At 72.6% G+C, this 20,744-nt stretch carries 18 protein-coding genes and 1 pseudogene; 10 read left to right on the plus strand and 9 right to left on the minus strand.

What is annotated here, in order from left to right; genetic code table 11:
- Positions 1–68 precede the first annotated feature (68 nt).
- A complete protein-coding gene (locus O7626_RS04540; RefSeq protein ID WP_278059537.1) occupies positions 69–656 on the minus strand; it encodes a hypothetical protein in 588 nt (195 codons plus the stop codon).
- Between the two features lie 230 nt (positions 657–886).
- Between O7626_RS04540 and O7626_RS04545 the strand changes: the two genes are divergently transcribed.
- From O7626_RS04545 to O7626_RS04560, 4 genes are all read left to right on the plus strand, one after another.
- Complete coding sequence (locus O7626_RS04545; RefSeq protein ID WP_278059539.1) at positions 887–1,069, plus strand: hypothetical protein; 183 nt, start codon at positions 887–889, stop codon at positions 1,067–1,069.
- Positions 1,070–1,074: 5 nt separating this feature from the next.
- Positions 1,075–2,697, plus strand: a complete 1,623-nt coding sequence (locus tag O7626_RS04550) for a Mu transposase C-terminal domain-containing protein (protein ID WP_278059541.1) — start codon at positions 1,075–1,077, stop codon at positions 2,695–2,697.
- Positions 2,697–3,620 (plus strand): hypothetical protein, encoded by a 924-nt coding sequence (locus O7626_RS04555; RefSeq protein ID WP_278059543.1) that lies wholly within the window; start codon positions 2,697–2,699, stop codon positions 3,618–3,620. The genes O7626_RS04550 and O7626_RS04555 overlap by 1 nt, the downstream gene beginning before the upstream one ends.
- 101 nt (positions 3,621–3,721) lie before the next feature.
- Positions 3,722–4,357 (plus strand): pyridoxamine 5'-phosphate oxidase family protein, encoded by a 636-nt coding sequence (locus tag O7626_RS04560; protein WP_278059544.1) that lies wholly within the window; start codon positions 3,722–3,724, stop codon positions 4,355–4,357.
- Positions 4,358–4,390: 33 nt separating this feature from the next.
- On the opposite strand, the gene O7626_RS04565 is transcribed toward O7626_RS04560, so the two are convergent.
- The 5 genes from O7626_RS04565 to O7626_RS04585 form a co-directional block, all read right to left on the minus strand.
- A complete protein-coding gene (locus tag O7626_RS04565) occupies positions 4,391–5,893 on the minus strand; it encodes a heterodisulfide reductase-related iron-sulfur binding cluster (RefSeq protein WP_278059546.1) in 1,503 nt (500 codons plus the stop codon).
- A complete protein-coding gene (locus tag O7626_RS04570; protein ID WP_278059548.1) occupies positions 5,893–7,314 on the minus strand; it encodes an FAD-binding oxidoreductase in 1,422 nt (473 codons plus the stop codon). The genes O7626_RS04565 and O7626_RS04570 overlap by 1 nt, the downstream gene beginning before the upstream one ends.
- Positions 7,315–7,341: 27 nt before the next feature.
- Positions 7,342–8,808 (minus strand): FAD-linked oxidase C-terminal domain-containing protein, encoded by a 1,467-nt coding sequence (locus O7626_RS04575; protein WP_278059550.1) that lies wholly within the window; start codon positions 8,806–8,808, stop codon positions 7,342–7,344.
- Between the two features lie 95 nt (positions 8,809–8,903).
- Positions 8,904–10,484, minus strand: coding sequence for a malate synthase A (gene aceB / locus O7626_RS04580; protein ID WP_278059552.1), 1,581 nt, complete (start codon positions 10,482–10,484; stop codon positions 8,904–8,906).
- 130 nt (positions 10,485–10,614) lie between these two features.
- The gene (locus tag O7626_RS04585) at positions 10,615–11,919 is read right to left on the minus strand and encodes a phospholipase D-like domain-containing protein (protein ID WP_278059554.1); all 1,305 of its coding nucleotides are present in this window, start codon (positions 11,917–11,919) and stop codon (positions 10,615–10,617) included.
- A gap of 83 nt (positions 11,920–12,002) precedes the next feature.
- On the opposite strand from O7626_RS04585, the gene O7626_RS04590 reads away from it, so the two are divergent.
- The 4 genes and pseudogenes from O7626_RS04590 to O7626_RS04605 all read left to right on the plus strand — a co-directional run.
- The gene (locus O7626_RS04590; protein ID WP_278059557.1) at positions 12,003–13,106 is read left to right on the plus strand and encodes an NAD(P)-binding domain-containing protein; all 1,104 of its coding nucleotides are present in this window, start codon (positions 12,003–12,005) and stop codon (positions 13,104–13,106) included.
- Positions 13,107–13,437: 331 nt separating this feature from the next.
- Positions 13,438–13,752, plus strand: a complete 315-nt coding sequence (locus tag O7626_RS04595; protein ID WP_278059559.1) for an adhesin — start codon at positions 13,438–13,440, stop codon at positions 13,750–13,752.
- A 302-nt stretch (positions 13,753–14,054) separates the two neighbouring features.
- Positions 14,055–15,029 carry a DMT family transporter gene (locus O7626_RS04600; RefSeq protein ID WP_278059561.1) on the plus strand — a complete coding sequence of 325 codons (975 nt, stop codon included), beginning with the start codon at positions 14,055–14,057 and terminating at the stop codon, positions 15,027–15,029.
- A 79-nt stretch (positions 15,030–15,108) separates the two neighbouring features.
- Positions 15,109–15,549 (plus strand): annotated as a pseudogene (locus tag O7626_RS04605) (GNAT family N-acetyltransferase); the annotation flags it as partial.
- Between the two features lie 71 nt (positions 15,550–15,620).
- Here O7626_RS04605 and O7626_RS04610 read toward each other — a convergent pair.
- Positions 15,621–16,670 carry an NAD-dependent protein deacetylase gene (locus O7626_RS04610; RefSeq protein ID WP_347404749.1) on the minus strand — a complete coding sequence of 350 codons (1,050 nt, stop codon included), beginning with the start codon at positions 16,668–16,670 and terminating at the stop codon, positions 15,621–15,623.
- A gap of 159 nt (positions 16,671–16,829) precedes the next feature.
- Positions 16,830–17,549 (minus strand): fibronectin type III domain-containing protein, encoded by a 720-nt coding sequence (locus O7626_RS04615; RefSeq protein ID WP_278059565.1) that lies wholly within the window; start codon positions 17,547–17,549, stop codon positions 16,830–16,832.
- 261 nt (positions 17,550–17,810) lie between these two features.
- On the opposite strand from O7626_RS04615, the gene O7626_RS04620 reads away from it, so the two are divergent.
- Positions 17,811–18,242, plus strand: coding sequence for a hypothetical protein (locus O7626_RS04620; RefSeq protein WP_278059567.1), 432 nt, complete (start codon positions 17,811–17,813; stop codon positions 18,240–18,242).
- A gap of 542 nt (positions 18,243–18,784) precedes the next feature.
- Positions 18,785–19,177, plus strand: coding sequence for a cupin domain-containing protein (locus O7626_RS04625; protein WP_278059569.1), 393 nt, complete (start codon positions 18,785–18,787; stop codon positions 19,175–19,177).
- A gap of 73 nt (positions 19,178–19,250) precedes the next feature.
- Here O7626_RS04625 and O7626_RS04630 read toward each other — a convergent pair whose 3' ends face one another.
- Positions 19,251–20,729 carry a hypothetical protein gene (locus O7626_RS04630; protein ID WP_278059571.1) on the minus strand — a complete coding sequence of 493 codons (1,479 nt, stop codon included), beginning with the start codon at positions 20,727–20,729 and terminating at the stop codon, positions 19,251–19,253.
- Between the last annotated feature and the right edge of the window lie 15 nt (positions 20,730–20,744).

Below are 20,744 nucleotides of genomic sequence, written 5' to 3' on the forward strand. Positions count from 1 at the left end.
CGATGCGATGATGAGCCCAGCCACCAAGACCCGCCGCGGGGGTTTCTCAGATGCGGCCGACACCGCTGTCACTCTGGTCGTCCGGCTCGGTGGGTGGGTGAATGTCCGCTGGCAGCGCGAACGGGGCCCAGGTGGATCGGCGCTGGGACTTCGCGGAAGAACCGGAACGATGCCGGAGTCCACAGCAGCGTCACAACGACTGCACAGGCCAAGAGCAGTACTACGCTCAGCGTCTGTTGGGCAGGTTCATACCAGCCCGGGTAGGTCAACACGAGACCGGGCTCCCCGCCATGTGTCCCGAATTCGACTGCGTCGTCAGTACCGCCGAAGGCACCGCAGCACCCGCAGGGCAGGACCACCGCGTATACGATTGTCACTACAATGCAGAGCACCTGCGCACCGCGCCGGGCTAAGGCCAGTAGCCCGGCTGTCACGATGGCCAGCACCGCGACGGAGCCGGCAGCAAGCATCGCAAGCAACTCGAACAACGACTCGCCGCTGTGCGCGTCCTCGCTGGGGTATCCCGGCTGAGGCACTCCGATAGCCGACGACCGTATGTATGTCAGCGCCAGGATAGCGGCGACGGTTTGGGTGGCCGCCCCGACGACCGCGATATGCCTTGCCGCACGAACTGCCAATGGCACCTCGGGTTTCACGACACTCATCGTGCATGTGTCCGGTCTGATCGCGGCTTCATGCCCACTTAACCGATCTCCGTCCATTCGACCCGGCCGATACAGTCGGGGAGATCATAGACGCGATCGGTGGAAGTAGAGGTTCCAACGCCGAGCCGATGGGTGCCTGCACGGCTTGGACCACGGCCGCGCGGGCAGAGCGAAGGGAGTGTCAAGGGCATCGCCAGGGCATAGGAGGAGGCCGTCGACGGGTGCCCTGGTTCGCGATCGGTTGGACGGTGCTGCTGATCGTGTTCGCCTGGCTGGCGCTCGCGTCCTGGTGGACCCCGGGCGGGGTGTGGTGGCCGCCGGTCACGTTCGGCGCTTGCGCGGTGGTGTGTGCGGGGAATCTGTTCTGGGCGGTGAAGAGCCGCCGTACGCCGCGGAACCGGTAGCCCTCGTGGGCCGGCAGGTCGCTGAGGAGCAGCGGGCGGCGACGGTGGCCCGGCTGGTGCAGTTGCGCGATGCCGGAGAGCTGACGGTGGCGCATGTGCGGTTGGCTGCGGCCGGGCACGGCGTTGATGAGCGCACCGTACGCCGATGGCTGGCCCGCGGGCAGCGGCAGACCCGGCCGGTGCGCCCGGAGCGGTACGCGCTGAGCGAGGCGGACCGAGAGGCGTTCGCGTACTTCCGGGGCAACGTCGCCGCGGTGGCCCGGGCACGGGCGACGGTGGTGGCCGGCGGTGACCGGGCGGCCGGGGTGCCGGTGCCTCAGTTCCTCGTCGACGGCTGGGCCGGCGCCGCGCCGGTGGCGCTGCGTACGCTGCAACGCGCGTTCGCCGAGCAGATGACCCCGGGCGAGCGGGCGTACTGGACGACCGGTGAGGGCGGCCGCCGGGCGGCCGACGTGTACCTGGAGCGGCCATGGACGCCGCGCAACCAGGTTTGGGAGCTTGACCACAGGCAGCTGCCGATCCTGCTGCTGCCGCGGCGCGGCCGTGCGGTCACACCGTGGCTGACCAGCGTCATCGACGACGACACCCGGGCCTTGGTCGGCTGGGCGATCACGCTGACGCCGTCGACGGCGACGGTGCTGACCGCGCTGCGGATGGCGCTGACCCACGATGCGCAGCGCGGCCCGTTCGGGGCGGTGCCGGCCCGGACCCGCATTGACCGGGGGTTGGAGTTCGCCGCCCAGGCTGTGGAAGAGGCCCTCGCTGCGCTGGTGGTCGATCAGCACCAGCTGCCGGTATTCACCCCTTACCTCAAGGGCAAGATCGAGCGGATCCATCTGACCATCGAGCAGACCCTGCTGTGCGGGCTGCCCGGCTACACCCACGGCCCGCGCGACGCGGCTGGCCGGTTGCACGGGCCGCTGTCCGATACCGCCCGCAACCGGGAGGCCGCCCAGGACGCCGTGATCCGGCCGATGCGGCTGGAGCGGTTCGTGGCCGACTACTTCAGCCCCTGGGTGGCCTGGTACAACACCGAGCGGCCGCATTCCATGCTGGACGGGTTGACGCCGTTGCAGACGTGGAACGAGGACTCGACGGTGCTGCACCGGGTCGACGCGGCGCTGCTGCGGCATTTGATGCTCGCTGGCGAGGACAAGACGATCGGTCCGTACGGCGTGCGGCACAACAACCTGTACTACCTCGGCGCCGGGATGACCGGCCGGGGCGGGCAGAAGGTGCAGATTCGCTACATGCCGCACGACGACCGGCAGATTGAGGTGTACCTCGACGGCGAGCACCTATGCACCGCATACCCGCAGGGGCAGCTGTCCGTTGCCCAGCGCGAGGAGTACCGCGAGCACGCCAGGGCCGAGGCCAAGCAGCTGGCCACCGCCCGCCGACGGGCCACCCGTCGGGCACGCTCGGTGCTGGCTTCGCTGAGCGACGGGCAGACCGACGAGGCGGAGTCGAAGCTGGTGCCCCGCACCGCCGGCGAGGCGGCGGCCCGCAGGCGTGACGACGAGGCGCTGCGCCGCCGCGCGTCGACCAGCCTGCTGGGGCTGGTCGAGCCGTACGCGCTGCCGCCGGGGCAGTCCTACCCGAAGCCCACCGACGAGAACGGACGCTGATGCCCGGGCACTTCCTCGGCCTGCAGGGGGCCAACACTCTGGTCACCGGCCAGTACCAGCTGACCAGCCGGATCATCGACGACCTGGTCGCCAACACGGCGACCGGCGTCATTCACGGTCCGGCCGGGGTGGGGCCGACCAGGCCGGCGGGGGAGGAGGAGCACTGGCGGGCCGGTCGACACGTCTCCGCACCGCACGTGGCGACCCACCCCGGCGGCAAACCCCTACACCAGCTTCCCGGACAGTTCCGCCTCGCCGCCTGGGCCGACCACTTCGGCGTACGCCCGCAGGACCTGGTGGAACTCGACGGCGGCGGCAACCTCGACCAGCAACTCCGGGACGGGACCGTCACCCTGCACCAGCCCGACGCCGATCCGCTCACCGAGCATCTGCGGTGGGCCGCCCGGGGCAGGGCCGGTGGCCGACTGTTCCTGCTCGCCCGCAGACCCGACGTGCCACCCCTGGCCGACCTGGTCCGGCTCGTGCTCGGGCTGCGCCTGACGGCCACGATCACCCTCACCGACCACCGCCGCAACGTCGGCGACCTCCGGCTCGTCCAGGGCGAGAGCTGGGACGTCACCATCGACCGCCCCGGCCGCCCGCCCGCCCCCGCCGACCCGCCCACCCGGCACACCCCGGAAGCCGCGACCGCGTTCTGCCTCGAATACCTCGAACTCGCCGTCGCCGCCAACGTCCCCGACGATCCGAGCGAGCCGATCCCGGTCCCACAGCACCCGACCCCTGGCACCGTGGACGATCCCGTACCCCTACTCCGTCGACTCGCCCGCCATCATCCCGGACAGCCCGTCGCCGCCCACTTCGACGGCACCACCTGCCAGATCTGGCTCCGCGAGCGCGACGACGTACGCCAGCTCGCCACCGCGGCCACCCTCCCCGCCGCCATCGGCGCACTCGGCCTCTGACCACCGGGCCCGCCGAGTTCCCACTCCGCCATCGGGTCCTTACCAACCGCCCGGCACGGGCGTAGCTTGGAGGGGGTAGAAGTCTGACGGGGGAGGCGGCGATGGTGGCACCGGCGGAGCTGGTGGAGATTGCGTCCGAGGCGGAGCTGCGCGAGCTGCTCGGCGAACCGATCCCCCGGGCGGTGACGAAGGAACGGGTACGTCTGCACGAGATCGACCGCGAGTGGCTGGCCGCCGCACCCTTCTGCCTGGTGGCGACAGCCGACCGGGACGGCAACTGCGACGTCTCGCCGAAGGGCGACCCGCCCGGCTTCACGCTGGTGCTCGACGACACCACGATCGCCATCCCGGAACGCCCCGGCAACCGGCGGGCGGACGGCTTCCGCAACATCCTGGCCAACCCGCACGTCGGGCTGGTCTACCTGATTCCCGGCCGGGGCGAGACGCTGCGGATCAACGGCCGGGCCCGGCTGGTCCGCGAGGCGCCGTTCTTCGACCAGATGGTGGTCAAGGGACACCGCCCGATCCTGGCCCTGGTGGTCGAGATCGAACAGATCTTCTTCCACTGTGCCAAGGCGTTCATGCGCTCGGCGCTGTGGCGGCCGGAGAGCTGGCACCCGGAGGCGCTGCCGCCGCAGGCACAGATCGTCAAGCGGGTCCAGAAGACCGAGGAGTCGCTGGAGGAGCTGGAGCGCTACTACGGCGCCGAGTACGCCCGCCGGCTCTACCAGAGCTGACCCGCCCCGACGGGTCCGATCCGCCGGGGCGGGTCAGGAGAGCAGCCGCCGCACCGGCAGCCGCCGCACCGGCAGTCGCCGGATGGAGGCGTCAAGCACCTGTGCGGTGTGCGCCAACCCGATCCGGCCGCCGCCGGCCCGGGGCAGCGCGGCGGCGATCTGCATCAGACAGCCCGGGTTGGCGGTCACCAGCAGCCGGGCGCCGGTGCCGAGCACGTTCCGGGCCTTGCGCTCGCCGAGTTCGGCCGCCGGTTCCGGGTTGAGGACGTTCCACACCCCGGCCGAGCCGCAGCACAGCTCCGGGTCGGCGATCTCCCGCAGCTCCAGCTCGGGAATGGCCCGCAGCAGTTCCCGGGGCTGGCTGCGGATGCCCTGGGCGTGCCCGAGGTGGCAGGCGTCGTGGTAGGCGACGCTCACCGGCAGCGGGTGCCGCCGGGCGACCGGGCCGAGTTCGACGAGGAGTTCGGAGAAGTCGCGTACCCGGGCGGCGAACGCGGCGGCCCGCTGGGCGTACGCCGGGTCGTCGGCGAGCAGGTCGGCGTACTCCTTCAGCGCCGAGCCGCAGCCTGCGGCGTTGACCACGAAGTAGTCGATGCCGGTGCCGTCGAAGGCGTCGACCAGGTCCCGGGCGAACCGGCGCGCCTCCTCCTCCCGGCCGTTGTGCAGGCTGAGCGCGCCGCAGCAGCCCTGCCGGGCGGGGTTCAGCAGCACCTCGCAGCCCTCGGCGGCCAGCACCCGGGCCGTCGCCGCGTTCACCCCGGGGAAGAACGCACTCTGCACGCAGCCGGTGAGCATCCCGACCACCGCCCGGCGCGGCCGGTACGCGGGTACCCGGTCCGGGGCCTTCGGCGCCCGGGTCAGCTGGGGAGCCAGCGACTCCAGGGTGGCCAGCGTCGGCGCCAGCCGGGGCAGCAGTCCGGTACGCCCCAGTAGCGCCCGCAACCCGCTGGCCTGGTACGCCCGTAGCGGTCCGCGCAGCAGCCGCAGCCGCTTCGGATACGGGAAGAGCGCGAAGATGGCCGCCCGCAGCGCGCGTTCCCGGGCGGGGCGGCGGTGTCGGCGTTCCACCTGTTGTCGGGTGTGCGTGATCAGCGTGTCGTAGCGCACTCCTGACGGGCAGGCGGTGACGCAGGCCATGCAGCCGAGGCAGGCGTCGAAGTGCCCGACCATGGATTCGCGCAGCGGCTCGCCCTCCAACCCCTGCCGCATCAGGTGGATCCGTCCCCGGGGCGAGTCCATCTCCTCGCCCCACAGCACGTACGTGGGGCAGCTGGGCAGGCAAAATCCACAGTGCACACAGTCGGCGACGAGGGCGGCGGGTGGCGGCCGGTGCCCGTCGAATGCCGGCCCACCGGGCGCCGGCCCGAGCAGCCCGAGCACGTCCCGGGGCGCACTCGCCGGCCGGGTACCGCCGGGCGACGGCGAATCGGGAGCGGGTGACGGCGAATCGGGAGCGGGCGGCGGCCCACCGGGCACAGCGTCCAGATCGTTGTTCGGGATGCCCGGGTCGGGTGCTGGTGCGGCGGGCGAAGGCATCAGATTCCTCCTACGAAACGGCCGGGCGCCAGCCGGGCATCGGGGTCGAACCGCTGCTTGACCCGGCGCATCAGCTCCAGCCCCTCCACCGGCCCCCACAGGTCGACCCGGTCCCGGACCGGCTCCGGCGCGGTAAGCACCACCGCGTGCCCGCCGACCTCGGTGGCGGCACCCCGCAGCTCCTCGACGACCCGGGCCACCCGGTCCGGGTCGGCCGCCGCCGGCAGGCCGGCGTAGAGCACCCCGGTGCCGGCCGAGCCGCGCACCCCGACCGGCACGTCGTGCCGGTCGGCCGCCGCCCGGCCCGCCGCCAGCAGATCGGGTACTCCGGAGAGCACCCCGGTCAGTTTCAGCCCGGTGTCGCCGGGCTGCCACGGGTACCGCCCCCACCAGGGTGGCGCCGTCGCGCCGGTCACCTTGTCGGTGCCGAGCAGCCGGGCGGCGGCCTCGGCCCGGCCGGCGACTCCGGCCGGGGTCCCCTCCAGCAGCAGCACCACCTCGTGACCGCCCTCCGGCGGCGCGTCGACCTCCAGGGCGGCCGGCACCAGTTGGGCGCCGAGCACGCTGCCGAGCAGCCGCCCGACCCGCGCCAGCCCGTCCGCCACACCGTCGCCGCGTCCGGCGTCGACCCGGCAGCGCAGGTACGCCCGAGCGGCCGGCACCGGATGCAGCCGGAACACGCACTCGGTGACCAGCCCGAGCGTGCCGTACGCCCCGGTGACGAGTTTGCCGAGGTCGTAGCCGGCGACGTTCTTCACCACCTTGCCCCCGGCGTGCGCCACCACCCCGTCGGCGCGGACCATCGTGACGCCGATCAGCAGGTCCCGGACGGTGCCGTAGAGCATCCGGCGTGGCCCGCTGCCGTTGCACGCGACCGCGCCGCCGACGGTGGCGCCGCCGACCGGGTCGTCCAGCCCCAACTGCTGCCCGGCCGGGGCGAGCGCCCGTTGGAGGTCGGCCAGCGGGATGCCGGCCCGGACCACCGCGATCAGGTCGCCGGCGGCGTGCTCGACCACTCCGGTCAGCCGGCGGGTCTCCACCAGCAGGTCGAGGGCGCGCGGCGGGTTGCCCCAGTCCGACCGGCTGCCGCCGCCGCGGAACCCCACGGTGAGCCCGAGTTCGGCGGCGGCCCGCAGCAGCGCCGCCGCCTGCGCGGTCGAGCCGGGCGCCGCCACGATCCGGGCCCGCACCCCGCCGAGCACGTCCACCGGCCCACCCGCCCGGACCATCGGCACGATTCCGGCGTCGTCCGGCCCGGCCGGCGGGGCGGTGCCGGCTTCGGCCAGCGCGGCCCGGAGCCGGGCGAGCTGCTCGGTGGTCGGGTCGAGCTGCTCGGTGTTCGGGTCGAGCTGCTCGGTGTTCGGGTCGAGCTGCTCGGTGTTCGGGTCGAGCTGCTCGGTGTTCGGGTCGAGCGGCAGCATGGCTCAGTACACCTCCGGGAGTATCGCTCAGTACACCTCCGCGAGACCGGCCTCCTGGAGCGGGTGCGCGCCCCGGTGCCGGCCGGGCACCTCGCCGCAGAGCCGGGGGGTGGGGAAGATCTTGCCGGGGTTGGCCAGCGAACGCGGGTCGAAGGCGCAGCGCAGCAACTGCATGGTGTCCAGGTCGTCGTCGGTGTACATCCGGGGCAGGTACTTCGCCTTGTCCATCCCGACGCCGTGCTCCCCGGTGATCGACCCGCCGTACGCGACGCAGAGGTCGAGGATGGCGCCCGAGAGTTCCTCGGCGCGTTCGGCCTGCCCCTCGACGGCGTCGTCGAAGAGCACCAGCGGGTGCAGGTTGCCGTCCCCGGCGTGGAAGACGTTCGCCACCCGGATGCCCCGTTCGGCGGCGAGTTCGTCGATCCGGCGCAGCACCTCCGGCAGGGCGGTACGCGGGATCACCCCGTCCTGCACGATGTAGTCCGGGCTGATCCGGCCGACCGCCGCGAAGGCGGACTTCCGGCCCTTCCAAAACAGTGCCCGCTCGGCGTCGTCGGCGGCGATCCGGATCTCGAACGCGTCGTTGGCCCGGCACAGCCGCTCCACCTCGGCGAACTGTGCCTCGACCTCGGCGGTCGGGCCGTCCAGTTCGACGATCAGCACCGCCCCCGCCCCGGCCGGATAGCCGCAGTGCACCGCCGCCTCGGCCGCCTCGATGGCGAGTGCGTCCATCATCTCCACCGCCGCCGGCACCACGCCGGCGGCGATGATCGCCGAGGTCGCCGCACCGGCCGCGTCCGTGGTGCGGAAGGCGGCCAGCAGGGTACGCACCGACTCCGGCAACCGGACCAGCCGTACGGTGACCTCGGTGGCGATCCCGAGGGTTCCCTCCGAGCCGACGAAGGCGCCGACGAGGTCGTAACCGGGGCTGTCCGGTGCCGCCCCGCCCAGCCGGACCAGGTCGCCGTCCGGGGTGACCACCTCCAGCCCGAGCACGTGGTTCGTGGTGAAGCCGTACTTGAGGCAGTGCGCCCCGCCGGAGTTCTCCGCCACGTTCCCGCCGATCGAGCAGATCTGCTGGCTGGACGGGTCCGGGGCGTAGTAGTAGCCGTACGGGGTGGCGGCCCGGGTCACCGCCAGATTGATCACGCCCGGTTCGACGACCGCCCGTTCGTCGGCGGGCAGCACCTCGCGGATGGCGCGCAGCCGGGAGGTGACGATCAGCACCCCGTCGGGGTGCGGGAGGGCGCCGCCGGAGAGCCCGGTGCCGGAGCCCCGGGCCACGAACGGCACGCCCGCGCCGACGCAGGCCCGGACCACCACGGCGCATTCCGTGGCGGTTCGCGGCAGCACCACGAGCGCCGGCACCACGCGGTACTGGGCCAGCCCGTCGCACTCGTAGGTCCGTAACCGGGCCCGGTCGTCGATCACCTGCTCGGCGCCGAGCGCGCCGCGCAGCTCACCGGTCAACCTCTCGATCACCGTCGCGGCCATCGTCGACCTCCGGTCGTCTCCGCGCTGGTCAGGGCATCCGCTCGTCGCCGGCCTCAGGACATCCGCCTAAGCGCATCCGCCTCTCGGCATCCGCTTCAGGGCATTCGTTCGTAGGCCGGCAGGGTGAGGAAGTCGACGAACTCGTCGGCCACGGCGACCTCCATGAACAGGCCGCGTGCCTCGGCGTACCGGCCGGGGTCGGCGCCGAGCTTCTCGATCTCCTCGTCGGCGATCCGCTCGACGAGTTCCCGGGTGACCCGGACGCCGGTGTCCAGGGTGACGTCGTTGTGCAGCCACTGCCAGACCTGGGAACGGGAGATCTCGGCCGTAGCCGCGTCCTCCATCAGGTTGAAGATGGCCACCGCACCCGAGCCGGCCAGCCAGCTCGCCAGGTATTGAATTCCGACGCTGACGTCGTTGCGCAGTCCCGCCTCGGTCGGTGTGCCGGGGGTGGCCGCCACGTCCAGCAGTTGCGCCGCGCTGACCGCCACCTCCTCGCGGGTCCGGTCGAGCTGGTGCGGCCGGTCCCCGAGTACGCCGTCGAAGACCTCGCGGCAGACCGGCACCAGGTCGGGGTGGGCCACCCAGGAGCCGTCGAAGCCGTCGTTCGCCTCCCGGGTCTTGTCGTCCCGGACCTTTGCCAGCGCGGTTTCGTTGACCGCCGGGTCGCGCCGGCTGGGGATGAAGGCCGCCATCCCGCCGATCGCGTGGGCGCCGCGCCGGTGGCAGGTCCGGACCAGCAGTTCGGTGTACGCCCGCATGAACGGCGCGGTCATCGTCACCGCGTTCCGGTCCGGCAGCAGGAAGTCGGCGCCCCGGGTGCGGAACTTCTTGATCACGCTGAACATGTAGTCCCAGCGTCCGGCGTTCAGCCCGGCGGAGTGCTCGCGCAGCTCGTAGAGGATCTCGTCCATCTCGAACGCGGCCGGGAAGGTCTCGATCAGTACGGTGGCCCGGATCGTGCCGCGCGGGATGCCGAGCTGCTCCTGCGCGGCCACGAAGACGTCGTTCCAGAGCCGCGCCTCCAGGTGGCTCTCCAGCTTCGGCAGGTAGAAGTAGGGGCCGGAGCCGGCATCGAGCTGCGGCCGGGCACAGTGGAAGAAGTAGAGGCCGAAGTCGACCAGGCTGCCCGAGGTGCGTTCGCCGTCGACCAGGACGTGCTTCTCCGGCAGGTGCCAGCCGCGCGGCCGGACCACAATGGTGGCCAGCTCGCCCTCGCGCAGCCGGTAGTGCTTCCCCTCCGGGGTGTGCAGCTCCAGCTTGCGGGCGATCGCGTCCCGGAGGTTGAGCTGCCCCTCGACCACGTTCTGCCAGAGCGGCGTGTTGGCGTCCTCGTGATCGGCGAGCCAGACCTTGGCGCCGGAGTTGAGCGCGTTGATCGTCATCTTGGCGTCGGTCGGCCCGGTGATCTCGACCCGCCGGTCGACAAGCCCGGGTGCCGGCTCGGCGACCCGCCACTCCCCGGACCGGACGTCCGCCGTCTCGGGCAGGAAGTCCAGGGCGCCACCGGCGGCCAGCTCCGCCGCCCGCTCGTCGCGGCGGGCCAGCAGCTCCCGGCGGCGCCCGTCGAACGACCGGTGCAGCCGGGCGACGAAGTCGAGCGCCTCGGCGGTCAGAATCTCCGCATAGCGGTCGCTCATCGGTCCGGTGACCTGGACGCCATCCGGCAGATTCATCGCCGACCTCCTCGTTGGTGATCCCATCAGGGTACGGCGCTCCGGACGCTCCGGCGCGTCGTGCGCCGGGGCGGTAAGGAAGGGCCCCTTCCTATCGTTTTTTGTATAGGAAGGGCCCCTTCCTTGCACCTCAGCGGATGGCGCCGCCGTTGGCGCGGCAGGTGTCCCGGACGTGCCAGAAGTCGGCGAGATAGTCGTCGTGGATGCCTCGGCCCATGATCCGGAGCATCGCCTCGTCGGCCTGGCGCAGTGCCGAGACGTTGTAGTTGTGGCTGCCGGTGAAGACCCGGGGCACGATGTCGTCGTCGTACGCACCGTCGATGATCATGTATTTGTTGTGCGTACGGATGTCCCGGCCCGGCCCGACGTTGTAGTGGCACTTGGTGAGCTGGACGTTGCTGCCCAGTGCGTTCAGCACCCCGCTGTTCGCCTCGCTGTAGACGACGTCGACCCAGCAGCCGGCGTTGCGCAGCGCGGTGAGCTTCTTGGCCACCTCGGGGCGGTTGAACGAGAACATGTTGACCCGTACGTCGGTCTGCCGGCGGGTGCCGTTGTCGTCGTAGTAGCAGGAGGCGACCGAGTCGAGCACGCTGACGACGGTGTCGGTGGCCGGGTCGCTGACCGGCTGCCCGGAGCGCTCCCGCCGGGGGAAGAAGTACGCCCGGTAGGTGCTGCCGGTCGGGGTGCCCCAGTAGTAGTCGTTGTTCCCGGCCGAGTTGTAGCGGTGGGACCGCAGGTCCGCGAAGTACTGCCGGTACGCCTGGTAGGTGGTGGCGTCGCTGAACGTCGACCCGTTGTTGTACGCCTCGTTCGCGTCCCACCAGCCGAGGTTCGCCGAGCCCTGGAAGACCACGTTGGACACCGTCGAGCCGTCGTTGCGCACGATGCTGGAGGCGGTCAGGAACTTGTTGTGGTTGTAGGCGGTGACCGACGAGTCGGTGTAGTCGATCCGCCGGGTGCCGATGCAGCCCCGGTCGGCGGTCGGAAACTTGTCGGCACAGTGCACGATGTACGACCCGGCGGTGTCGTTGCTGCCGAGCACCGGCAGCAGCCGCTGGTAGGGCCGCTGGCTCACCTGCTCGTGGTCCAGGATGATTTTGACGCGTACCCCCCGCTGGTGCGCGTTCAGCAGCCGGCCGGGCAGGTCGGGCGTGGTCGCCGAGTCGGTGACGTCGGTGACGCCGAACCCGAACCAGGACATCTGGATCTCGCCGCCGGCCGGTACCCGGTCGATGATCCGGGCGAGTTGGACGAAGATGGCGTTCTGCTGGGCGGCCGTGCCGGTGGGGCGGTTGAAGACCGCGTCGTTCATCGTCGGATCCGGCTCGGCGGCGGCGGCCGGGCCGCTGCCCAGCAGCGGTAGCGTGCCGGCGGCGAGTATGAAGACGAGTGCCGACCGTGCGGTCGGGCGTGGAAAATATTTACGCATCCGCATGGCTTGATGATCGCACCGAACTGTGACCGACGGAACCACCGTCGCCCGGTACGGATCGCCGGCCCGGCGCGGTTGGTGCGAACGTGAACGGTCGGGACGACGTGAACGGTCGGGACGTGGACGTGCTGGTGGTCGGCGCCGGTCAGGCGGGGTTGTCCGCCGGCTATTTCCTGGGCCGGTCCGGCTTCGCCCCGGAGACCGGATACGTGCTGCTCGACGGCGGTGCCGGGCCGGGCGGTGCCTGGCGGGACCGCTGGCCGACGCTGCGGATGGCCGCCGTGCACGGCGTACGCGACCTGCCCGGACGGCCGCTCGGCGAGGTCGACCCGGACCGCCCGGCCGCCGAGGTGGTCGCCGGCTACTTCGCGGCGTACGAGCGGGAGTTCGGCCTGCCGGTGCACCGACCGGTACGGGTGACCGGGGTGCACGACCGGCCCGACGGCCGGCTGGCCGTGCGGACCGACACCGGCGAGTGGCGGACCCGGGCGCTGGTCAACGCCACCGGCACCTGGCGGCACCCGTTCTGGCCGCACTATCCCGGACAGGAGTCGTTCGCCGGCCGGCAACTGCACACCGCCGACTACCGGGGACCGGCCGAGTTCGCCGGCCGCCGGGTGGTGGTGGTCGGTGGCGGCACCTCCGCCCTGCAACTGCTGGACGAGGTCGCCACGGTCGCCGCCGAGACCCGCTGGGTCACCCGGCGACCGCCGGTGATCGCCGAGGGGAGGTACACCCCGGAGTGGGGCCGGGCCGCGGTGGCCCGGGTCGACGCGACGGTACGCGCCGGCCTGCCGCCGACGAGCGTCGTCGCGGCCACCGGTCTGGTGTGGACGGAGCAGCTGCGCCGGATGCGGGAACGCGGCCTGCTGCACCGGCTGCCGATGTTCACCCGGATCGTCCCCGAGGGCGTCGTCTGGGCCGACGGCACCCGGTTCATCGCCGACGTCATCCTCTGGTGCACCGGCTTCCGGGCCGTACTCGACCACCTGGCGCCGCTGCGACTGCGTGGCCCGGGAGGCGGGATCGTGATGGACGGCACCCGGGTGGTCGCCGACGAGCGGGTACACCTGATCGGGTACGGGCCGTCGGCGAGCACGATCGGCGCGAACCGGGCCGGCCGGACCGCCGTACGGGAGATCCGGCGGTTGCTCGACCGGGACCGGGCTTCCGCCGAAACGCCGCGCTGACCTGGGGAAACGTTCGGACTGTCCGGCCCGGTGCGGCCCGTAGCACGACCCGCCGGACGACTCGCCGCATTTGACGAATCGGGTTGGAAGCGGCAACGTAGGGCAAGTACGGCCCGTCGCCCGAGCCGAGTGCCCGGGGTGACCCGCAGCGGCCGTACCCAGGCGTCAGCCCGGTCTGCGCACTGTGTGTGCGGACCAGACGAACGGGCTGGCTACATGACCGATGCCACCGCGATCTCTGTAGGGCCGCAGCCGGCCTGACGCGGATGCCCGGGACAGCCCGCCGGTCGGGCGTACGGGCCGAGCACACGACAATCCACGAGGAGTCCGCATGCTCACCATGACCGAGAACGCCGTACTCGTGATCCGGGACCTGACCGCCCGCCAGGAGGTGCCGAACGGCGCCGGCCTGCGTATCGCCAGCGACCTCTCCGCCGGGTCGCTCAACCTCACCCTGGCGGAGAGCCCCGCCCAGGGTGACCAGGTGGTGGACAGCGACGGCGCCCGGGTCTTCCTCGACCCGCAGGCCGCGCAGATCCTCGACGACAAGGCCCTGGACGCGGCCGTCGACGCGCAGGGTGCGGTGCAGTTCGGCTTCGCCGAGCAGGGCCAGGGCGGTTTCGCCGAGCAGGGCCCGACCGTCTGACCCGAGCCGGGGCCCGACCGTCCGACGAGCCAGGGCCCGACGTCTGACGCTGTAGACCCTTCAGCCACGCCGGGGCCGGGTCTCCCGCCGGCTGGGATCGCCGGTGGGAGCCCGGCCAAGTGCCGGTACTGTCCAGCCGTGCACCGGTGCTTCCCGATCACCCCGCCGCCGCGCTCCTGAGCGGGGCGACAACCCCGGCGCGTCGTGCCGATCCGGCCGATGCGCCGTCCCCTGTTGGTTGATCCGGGCTCGCCCCGCTTCCGCGACCGATCCCTTCTCCCGTCGCAGGAGCGCGAATCCCCATGCACACCTCCGCAACCCCGTTGGTCCCCGTGCGCCGGCACACCGGCACCGGCCTGTGGTTCCTCGTCATCTCCGGCACGCTGTGGGGCACCGGTGGGCTTACCGGCACCCTGCTGGGTCAGCACACCGGACTCGCCCCGGTCGCGGTCGCCGGCTACCGGCTGGCCGTCGGCGGAACCCTGATCGTGGCGTTTCTCGTCCTCACCGGGCGGCGCCCGCCGCGCGGCCGGGCGGCCTGGGCCCGGATCGCCGTCCTCGGCGTACTGGCCGCGCTGTACCAGGCCTGCTACTTCGGCGCGGTGTCGCTGACCTCGGTCAGCCTGGCCACCCTGGTCACCATCGGTGCCGCGCCACTGCTGGTGCTCGGCGCGGAGGCGGTCACCGGCCGGCGTCGACCGGACCGGCGCACCGCCGGAACCTGCGCGCTGGCGGTGGCCGGTCTGCTGCTGCTGGTCGGGCTGCCGGCCGGCGACCTCGGCAAACTCGCCGTACTCGGCAGCGCGTCGCTGGCGCTGGTCTCGGCCGCCGGTTTCGCCGCGATCACCCTGGTCGGCGCCCGGCCGGTCGCGGGCCTCGACGAACTCGCCGGCACCGGGTACGGCTTCACCCTCGGCGGACTGCTGCTGGTGCCGGCGGCTGCCGGCACGGTCGGGCTCGGCTTCCAGCCCGGTCCGGCCGCCCTCGGGCTGCTGGTCGCGCTCGGCATCGGGCCGACCGCGGTGGCGTACCTGTGCTATTTCCGGGGGCTGCGTACCGTCCGGCCCGGCACCGCGGCGCTGCTGGCCCTGCTGGAGCCGCTGGTCGGTGCGGTGCTGGCCGCGCTGCTCCTCGGCGACCGGCTGGGCCCGGCCGGCCTGCTCGGCGCGGCACTGCTCGGTGCGGCGGTGCTGCGCGCCGCCCGCTCGCCGGGGGGCCGGAGCGGAGTCGACCGGGCCGCCCCGCAGGGAGCGGCGGGAGCTGACCGGGCCTCGTAGAGTCGGACCGGGCCGCAACCGTCCCCGCCCGGCATCGTTCCGGGCGGGGACGGGGACGAGGGAGTGCGAGAGGGAGACGATGACCGAGCCGCCGATCGTGCTGCGCCAGGCGACTCCGGCCGACACCGACGCGGTGCTCGAACTGCACCTGCGCAGCCGTGCCGCCTACCAGCGGGCGGTCCGGCCGGCGGCGGAGATCGCCGCGACCGACGCGGTGCTGCGGGAGCGCCGGGACAGCTACTACGGGGCGTTGCTCGGCTCGCCGGAGGTCGACGGCTGCGTCGCGGTACGCGGCGACCGTGTGGTCGGCTTCACCCTCGCCGGCCCGGTCAACCACCCGGACCCGTTTCCCGGCACCACGGTCGAGCTTTACAAGATCCATGTCGACCCCGAGCAGTGGGGCCGGGGCACGGCCCGCCGACTGCTCGCCCGGTGCGTCGACCGGTGGCGGGCGGCCGGGGTCGACTCCGCCCGGCTCTTCGTCTGGGATTTCAACGAGCGGGCCCGCCGCTTCTACGCCCGCAACGGCTGGCTGGACGACGGCCACCGCCGGCCGGACGACCCGCGCATCGGACCGTACCGGATGCGGGGTTACCGGCTGACGGTGTCGACCGCACCCAGCGGCGGCCCGCCCACGCCCGACGGTGCCGGCGGCCCGCCCACGCCCGACGGTGCCGGCGGCTCGCCCGTGCCGGACGGTGCGGGACCGGTGGTGCGCGGCGGCTGACCGGTGCGCGCCTCGGCGCCTGCCGGGGCGGCGGGCCGGGTCGGCGTGGCCGGCCGGGTCTGCGTGGTGGGCCGGGCCGGGTGGGCGAGCCGGACGAGTTCCGGCAGTACCTCGCCGAGCGGCGCGTCGAGGGTCAGCTCGGCGTAGTCGTCGCCCCGGGTCGGTCCCTGGTTGACGATCACCACCGGGATGTCGAGCTTCGCCGCCCGGATCACGAACCGGCGGCCGGACATCACCGTCAGGGACGAGCCGAGCACCAGCAGCAGCCGGGCCCGCTCGACCAGGTCGAAGCAGGTCCGGACCCGGTCCGCCGGCACGGTCTCGCCGAAGAAGACCACGTCCGGCTTGAGCATGCCGCCCGGGCAGGACCGGCAGTCCACGGTCCGGAAGCCTTCGACCAGCTCGTCCGGCAGCTCGACGTCACCGTCCGGGTTGACGGTCTCGGCGCGGGCGGCGAACCGGGGGTTGGCGGCGCGCAGCCGCTGGTCCAGCACCTCGCGGTCGGTGATCTCGCCGCAGCCCAGGCAGACCACCCGGGCCAGGCTGCCGTGCAGCTCGACCACGGAGCGGGCGCCACCCGCCTGGTGCAGCCCGTCCACGTTCTGGGTGAGGATTCCGGCCAGCAGCCCACGGCGGTCGAGTTCGGCGACCGCCCGGTGCCCGGCGTTCGGCGAAGCCCGGACGATGGTCCGCCAGCCGAGGTGGCTGCGTGCCCAGTACCGGCGCCGGGCCAGCGGATCGCCGACGAAGGTCTGGTACGTCATCGGGGTGTGCCGACGCAGTGCCCCGCTCGGCCCCCGGTAGTCGGGAATCCCGGAGTCGGTCGACAGGCCGGCACCGCTGAGCACCACGACGTCGCCGCCGGCCAGCAGTCGGGCCAGCGGGGCGTATCCTCCGGCGCTCGGGTCGTCCACCCCTCCATGCTGCCTCGCCGTACGCCGACGCGGCGAACGGGAACCCCTGCCGCCTCGCCGTACGCCGACGCGGCGAACGGGAACCCGGGCGGGCGCCCGTCCGCCGCGCGGTGCTGGCCGGGCGTAACGTGGATCACCGACCCCCTGATCGACAGCGCTTTACCGCAGGATCGTGCACGGGGTGCCGGAAGCGACGGTGAAGTCGCTCGGCGGGACGAACGTCCCGGTCCACCGGCCGGAGAAGTCGAAGGTCTGGGTGGCCGGCGGGTTGCCTGCCGGTCCGTCCCAGGGCAGCGCGGTGATGCTGGCCCCGGTGCCGGTGCGGAAGACCGTCGCGTTCCACCACTGGGTGATGGAGACGTTCTGTGCGATGTCGAAGCGGATTGTCCAGCCCGACGGCGGTGTCGGGCCGGACCAGTTCAGGGTGCCGCGTACCCGGTAGCTGCCGTACTGGCTGACGGAGATGGCGATGGTGCAGTTCCAGGCGGGCGCCGGCTCGGCCGGCGGGGTACGGAAGGTTACCGGTTCGGAGAGCGGGCTCATGGTGTAACCGGAGCCGGCCAGCGCGGCGGCCCGGACCGCCACCGTGTACTCGGTGTCCGGGGTCAGCGCGACGAAGGTGACCGTATTGAACGGCATCGAGGAGAAGCCCTGCCACTCGCCGTCGACCAACCGCTGCATGGAGTACCGGAAGACCGGGCCGATCGGGCGGGTCCAGGTCAGGGTGGCACCGGTCGGGGTGATGTCGGTGGCCACCGGTTGACCGGGCGGCGGCAGCGGGATCAGCGGATCGGCCTGCGCGGGCACGGCCGGCAGAGCCAGCAGGGCCACGGTGAGCAGGGCAGCGCGGAGCAGGACGGGCAGGATGCGTCCGGGCATGACGAGAGCCTTTCTGGAGGTACGACTGCGGCAACGCCCGGTCCCGACAGAAAACTATCTAACTATGTCGATGCATTGCTGTCCAGGGTCGGTGTCCTCGATCGGACAGGCGTACTAAGTGTGGTCATGTGTTGACGGAGAGTAATGTCGGCTGCGGGGTAGGTACCGCCCCTCCTGGGCACGGCCACCACCCGTCGTGGCCAGACCCGCAATCCCTCGTCCACGGGCCGGCAGCGGCCCGACCCAGCAAGGAGCACCACCATGTCCGAAAACAACGAGGCCAGGCTCACGGCAGACGAACTGCCGGCCGACGCCATCGGCGAACAACCACCCGCCGAGGGCATCGACGAGGGGGCCGGCGTAGCGGCCGTACCCGCCACCGCGGCCGGACTGCCGGCCACCGCCCAGGGCCACTTCGCCGTGGTGAACGCGAACGGGACCCTCGCCCGAGGGTTCGGCGTCCTCTCGTCCAGCCGGATCACCACCGGCCAGTACCAGGTGGTCTTCATCCAGAGCGTGGTCCGGTCGGCCTTCACCGCCACGCTCGGCCTGACCGGCAGCCTCGGCGCCTCGCCGCCCGGCGAGATCGCCGTGGTCGGCCGCGCCGGCAACGCGAACGGGGTCTTCGTGCAGACCTTCACCAGCGCCGGCGTACCCGCCGACCGCTCGTTCCACCTGCACGTCTCGTCCTGACCGGCGTTCCCCGGACGCCTGGCCGGCGCGCCACCGGCCGGGCGTCCCCGGCCAGGCGAACTCGCCTGGCCCCGGTCCCCGCGGTGCGGCCCGGCGCCGCGGGGACCGGCCCCGCACAGTCCTGTGGGCGTCCGGCCCTCGTCGCCCGGCGGCGGTGCCGGCGGGCCGGGCCCGATCACGAGCGCGCGGCGCCGCCGGTGCATCGTGGCGTCGCCGCGCTCTGGCCGTCTCCCGCCCGCGCAGCCAATCGGCGGTACGCCCAGCGGGGACCTGGCTCGACCGGTCCGCCCTGTGGATCGTTCCGGCTAGATGTGGCGTTCCCCACCCTGCCCCGAAGCAAACCCGGTAAATCGCCGAACCTGGTAGAAGCCCTGGTGGCGCCCGTGGTGGCGTCCTGGCGGGACCTGGTGTGGGAGCTTCGGACCTGGTTCCGGAGCGGCCGAGCGGCCCCGGTGGTACGGCTCGACCCGCCGGTCCCAGCCGTCACATCCGTCGCAGTCTGCCCGGAATCAACGCACCGCTTTCTGGGTAAGGAAGGCGGCATGGAGCACTTCACTATCGCTACCGTCGCCGAGGAGAGCCCGGACTTCCGCCGGGTGTTGTGGACCGGCAAGCACACCCAGTTGGTCATCATGACGATCCCGCCGGGCGGCGAGATCGGTGAGGAGGTGCACGAGGAGATCGACCAGATCCTCACCTTCGTCAGCGGTACCGGTGAGGCCCGGGTCAGCGGCCAGACCCGCAAGGTGGCCCAGGGTGACCTGGTGGTCGTACCCGCCGGCCGTAAGCACAACTTCGTCAACACCGGCCCCAACCCGTTGGTGCTCTACACCATCTACGGCCCTCCGGAGCACGCCGACCAGGCGGTGCACCACACCAAGGAGGAGGCCGACGCGATGGAGGAGGCCGGCAAGGACGAGCCGCCGACGAGCTGAGTCGAGCCGAGCCGAGGGTTTCCGGCCGGCGGATCGTTCCGGCCGACGGCCGCGTTCAGTCCGACGGCCGCGTTCAGTCCGACTGCTCCGCGAGGAGGTCGAGGGTGAGCGCGGCCGTCCAGCTGAAGGCCGGAGAACCGATCCCGGCGCCGCTGTCGGGATGGAAGTACTCGTAGTGGCCGGAGCGCCGGGCCAGGTCGAGCAGGGCCGAGCGCAGCGTTCGGGCCTCTCCGTGCCGTCCGTGCGTACGCAGGCCGGCCCGGAGCAGCCAGTTGATGTTGAACCAGACGGGGCCCCGCCAGTACCGGTACGCGTCGAAGTCGACGGCGGAGCGGTCGTAGCTGGGCGCCGGCACGGGCCAGATCCCGAACCGCGGTGACTCCAGCGCGGTCACCAGGCTCGCCACCTGCGCGGCCGGCAACTCCGGCAGGACCAGTGGCAGCAGCCCGTTGACGCAGCGGGCCCGGCTGTGCCGGCCGGTCCGCACGTCCCGGGCGTGGAACATGCCGGTCTCCGGGACGAAGAGCCGGTCCACAAGTTGCCGGGTCAGTACGCCGGCCCGCTCGCGGTGCGGTGCGGGGTCGGCGCCGACCACCTCGGCGATCCGGGCCAGTGCCAGCTCGGCGGCGCCGCGCAGCGCGTTGAACCCGGGGCACTCGACCAGGAACGGATGGCGTACCGCGAGGTCGCTGTCCCGGTAGCCGCCGTCCCGGTACGACAGCGCGATGTTCAGGTAGCGGGCGTAGTCGTCGTCGGTGGGGCGGTGCGCGGAGGAGACCACCTGGTTGTCCCGCCGGGCGTACCGACGCAGTACCTCCACCGCCACCGGTACGGCGGCCAGCGCCTCGTCCCAGGACGGGCTGTTGTCGAGCCCGGACTCCCACGGGTGCACGATCGCGGCCAGCCCGGCGCCGCCCACGTCCCGGGCGGTGGCCAGATACTCCTGCTGGGCGACGAGTCGCGGGTAGAGCCAGCGGAGCTGCGCGGTGGCCGCCTCGTCCGGCCCGCGCCGGTAGACCTCCCAGGCGCCGACGGCGTGGACCGGCGGCTGCACGATCCCGCTGGTCGCCCGCTCCGCCCCGGCGCCGTTGCCCGAGACGCCGTTGCCCGCGGCGCTGTCGTTCGTGGCGCCGTTGCCCGAGACGCCGTTGTCCGAGACGCTGTCGTTCGGGGTGTGGAGGCGCTGCCGCGCAGTCGGGCTGCCGGTCCAGAAGCTCGGGCCCGGGAAGTAGTCGCGTTCGGTGACTCCCGGGTCGAAGACGATGTGCGGCACCCGACCGTCCGGCCACTGCGCCGTGAAGAGGCTGCGCAGGTCGCGCCAGGCCCGGTCCGGGGCGACGTGGGCCAGCCCGACGCTGATGAAGCCGGCGTCCCAGCTCCACTGGTGCGGATAGAGGGTCCGGGACGGCACGGTGTGGCTGCCGGTCCAGTTGGCGGCCAGGATCGCGGCCGCAGCACGCCAGGTTTCGGCGTCGGCCTCGCCGAGGTGGGCCGGGACGACAGCTGGTTCGCTCGACCCGGTTGCCCGGCCGCGCTTCGCGGTGGAAGACATAACCACTCAACGCCT

The sequence above is a fragment of the Micromonospora sp. WMMD1102 genome, assembly GCF_029626265.1.
Taxonomy (GTDB): domain Bacteria; phylum Actinomycetota; class Actinomycetes; order Mycobacteriales; family Micromonosporaceae; genus Plantactinospora.

Excerpts from the sequence above, each read along its gene's own strand:
- O7626_RS04555 (WP_278059543.1), top strand. The coding sequence starts at position 2,697 with ATGCCCGGGCACTTCCTCGGCCTGCAGGGGGCCAACACTCTGGTCACC.
- O7626_RS04560 (WP_278059544.1), top strand. The coding sequence starts at position 3,722 with ATGGTGGCACCGGCGGAGCTGGTGGAGATTGCGTCCGAGGCGGAGCTG.
- O7626_RS04565 (WP_278059546.1), bottom strand. The coding sequence starts at position 5,893 with ATGCCTTCGCCCGCCGCACCAGCACCCGACCCGGGCATCCCGAACAAC.
- O7626_RS04570 (WP_278059548.1), bottom strand. The coding sequence starts at position 7,314 with ATGCTGCCGCTCGACCCGAACACCGAGCAGCTCGACCCGAACACCGAG.
- O7626_RS04575 (WP_278059550.1), bottom strand. The coding sequence starts at position 8,808 with ATGGCCGCGACGGTGATCGAGAGGTTGACCGGTGAGCTGCGCGGCGCG.
- aceB (WP_278059552.1), bottom strand. The coding sequence starts at position 10,484 with ATGAATCTGCCGGATGGCGTCCAGGTCACCGGACCGATGAGCGACCGC.
- O7626_RS04585 (WP_278059554.1), bottom strand. The coding sequence starts at position 11,919 with ATGCGGATGCGTAAATATTTTCCACGCCCGACCGCACGGTCGGCACTC.
- O7626_RS04595 (WP_278059559.1), top strand. The coding sequence starts at position 13,438 with ATGCTCACCATGACCGAGAACGCCGTACTCGTGATCCGGGACCTGACC.
- O7626_RS04600 (WP_278059561.1), top strand. The coding sequence starts at position 14,055 with ATGCACACCTCCGCAACCCCGTTGGTCCCCGTGCGCCGGCACACCGGC.
- O7626_RS04615 (WP_278059565.1), bottom strand. The coding sequence starts at position 17,549 with ATGCCCGGACGCATCCTGCCCGTCCTGCTCCGCGCTGCCCTGCTCACC.
- O7626_RS04620 (WP_278059567.1), top strand. The coding sequence starts at position 17,811 with ATGTCCGAAAACAACGAGGCCAGGCTCACGGCAGACGAACTGCCGGCC.
- O7626_RS04625 (WP_278059569.1), top strand. The coding sequence starts at position 18,785 with ATGGAGCACTTCACTATCGCTACCGTCGCCGAGGAGAGCCCGGACTTC.
- O7626_RS04630 (WP_278059571.1), bottom strand. The coding sequence starts at position 20,729 with ATGTCTTCCACCGCGAAGCGCGGCCGGGCAACCGGGTCGAGCGAACCA.